This window comes from Moorena sp. SIO3B2 (assembly GCF_010692525.1).
Taxonomy (GTDB): domain Bacteria; phylum Cyanobacteriota; class Cyanobacteriia; order Cyanobacteriales; family Coleofasciculaceae; genus Moorena; species Moorena producens.
The window spans coordinates 2,024-4,590 of record NZ_JAAHHE010000428.1 but is presented as its reverse complement, the minus strand read 5'-3'; the positions used below and the strand labels follow the sequence as shown (position 1 = coordinate 4,590).

At 45.5% G+C, this 2,567-nt stretch carries 2 protein-coding genes; one reads left to right on the top strand and one right to left on the bottom strand.

Annotated elements, in window-relative coordinates:
- Positions 1-552: 552 nt before the first annotated feature.
- A complete protein-coding gene (locus tag F6K38_RS35355) occupies positions 553-1,737 on the bottom strand; it encodes an RNA-guided endonuclease InsQ/TnpB family protein (RefSeq protein ID WP_044492212.1) in 1,185 nt (394 codons plus the stop codon).
- Between the two features lie 174 nt (positions 1,738-1,911).
- Between F6K38_RS35355 and F6K38_RS35350 the strand changes: the two genes are divergently transcribed.
- Positions 1,912-2,567 (top strand): AMP-binding protein (locus F6K38_RS35350; RefSeq protein WP_287359753.1); only part of this gene is annotated, 656 nt, incomplete at its 3' end.

Below are 2,567 nucleotides of genomic sequence, written 5' to 3'. Positions count from 1 at the left end.
GGGTCATGGGGAACAACTTCTACTTTTATTGACATAACTACAGCATTTTTATTGTAAGTATATGCGCTACGCGAACAGCGGTCAGCCGTCAGCCGTCAGCCGTCAGCCGTCAGCCGTCAGTGATCAGCAGAGGTAACTTAGATGAAACAAATGGTTACCTGTTTTATTCCAAAGCTGAAAGCTGAAAGCTGAAAGCTGATAGCTGATAGCTGATAGCTGATAGCTGATAGCTGATAGCTGAAAGCTGAAAGCTGAAAGCTGAAAGTTGATAGCTGAAAGTTGATAGCTTACGACTATACCTGCTAAAGAAGTAGCGAGCTGAGCGATTATTAAGCAGAAATTAAAGAAAGAAATCTAACGATTTGCCCAACTGGGTAACCTGTTAAGTATGGTTTTAGTGAATTCTCCCTCCGCTAACATGCGCGGGTATAGCGGGGGCTTCAAAGACGAGCGCCCTGATGTGGGTGTTCGTTTTTGAATTTCCTGGTTATGCTTCGTTACCGAAGTTTGCACCACTTACCTAGCGTTCACACGCCCCGGCAGATCGATTGCTCAGGCAGTTTCCAGTTCCCGATGTTCCACGGGTAAAGTTTGATGTTTTGCGATTCCCCGGTTGCAAATTACTTGAGCGCTAGCTACGTCTCTAGGCTTGACAGAACAGCAGTTATCGCAACGGTGAATCCGATCAGCGAGTGTTTTTTTAACAGTTACACCGCAATCGGGGCATTCTTGAGAAGTTCCACGGTGATCAACCGTGTCGAAAAACTTCCCAAGTTTCAACGCGACAGTCTTAGTAATCTGACGCAATTCACCTAAACCAGCGTCTAAGGTATGTTTACCCAACATCCCCTTAGCCATTGTCCGAAAATCAATGTCTTCAAAGAAAATACTGTCACACTCAGCTAGCAGCTGATGAGCCAGTTTGTAATGGTGATCTCTTCTTTGAGCCGCTACAGTTCGGTGAAGTCTCGCTACTTTCAACTGAGCTTTACGGTAGTTAGCTGATCCCTTTTGTTTCCTGTTTAAGCGACGTTGCAGCAATTTAAGCTTGCGTTCTGCTTTGACTTTGAACCGGGGACGCTTTACCTGTAAGCTATCTGAAGTGGCGACAAGGTAATCAAGTCCAAGATCAACACCAATAGCGTGACCGTGGAACCCAACTGACGGAACATTAACATCACACTGGATGCAAATATTGCAATACCAGTGATCCGCTTTTTTGATGACCCGAACATTTTTAATTTTGAAACCATCCGGGATCGGACGATGAAGATTAATTGTCACTTTTCCCAGTTTGGGAAGCTTGATCACGTTGTTTTGAGCATCTAATGGTGAAGTTTTGAACTGAGGAAATAATGTTGATCTCAGCTTCCCTGGTTTCTTAAACCGTGGATATCCAAAACCACGTTCACGCATAAAATCAAACCCTTTGTGAAGCTGTTTGATAGTGCATTGCAGGTTTTGGGCAGGCACCGCTTTCAGTCGTGGGTTTGTCTTTTTAGCTTTAGCTAATTCAGCATTCTGCTTATATTCGGACGGATACGGTTCATCGGGTGGAATTACATATTCACTAACGATTGAACACCGATCAATCGGACACTTCCGGCTGTTTGACCAGTCTTTAATCTGCCTCAAAGCGTAGTTGTAAACCCTTCGAGACGTTTCGAGCCAGTCACACAGGGTGATCGCCTGTTCAGCATCGGGATAAATACGATATTGGTAGTTCAATCTCAGCATACCCATAGTATAGCTAGTTCTACTAGCAACCTCACCATCCGTAGACTAAAAAATTGGTAAAGTTAAGGGCAAGTGGATGAATCCCACTTGCCCTTAACAACCCCCAACCCTAGTTAGACTTAGCCTGGGCTAGGTCTAGACTACCTAAATAGATATCAGTAATTTCCCATAACTATGTCACAACCCACTATAGAATCAATCCTTCAAGAAGAACGGCTGTTCCCGCCACCGACTGACTTTTCTGAGAATGCCCAGATTAAGAGCATGGCGGAGTATCAGCAACTCTATGAACAAGCCAAAGCTGACCCCCAAGGGTTTTGGGCCCAGCTTGCAGACCAAGAACTAGACTGGTTTCAAAAGTGGGATACGGTATTAGATTGGCAACCCCCCTTTGCCAAGTGGTTTGTTGGTGGCAAGATTAATATTTCTTACAACTGTCTTGACAGACACCTCACTACCTGGCGTCGGAATAAAGCTGCCCTGATTTGGGAAGGGGAACCGGGAGACTCCCGCACCCTAACCTATGCCCAGTTACACCGGGAAGTTTGCCAGATGGCAAATGTGATCAAACAACTGGGAGTGAAAAAAGGCGATCGCGTTGGCATTTATATGCCCATGATTCCGGAAGCTGCCATTGCCATGCTGGCCTGTGCTAGAATTGGTGCTCCCCACACGGTTGTTTTTGGTGGCTTTAGTGCTGAAGCCCTAAAAGACCGACTGGTAGATGCTCAAGCTAAATTAGTAATTACTGCTGATGGGGGCTGGCGCAAAGACAAGATTGTTCCTCTCAAGATCCAAGTTGATAAAGCCCTAGAGAATAATGGCGCACC

Coding starts and splice junctions, on each gene's coding strand:
- F6K38_RS35355 (WP_044492212.1), bottom strand. CDS start 1,737: ATGCTGAGATTGAACTACCAATATCGTATTTATCCCGATGCTGAACAG.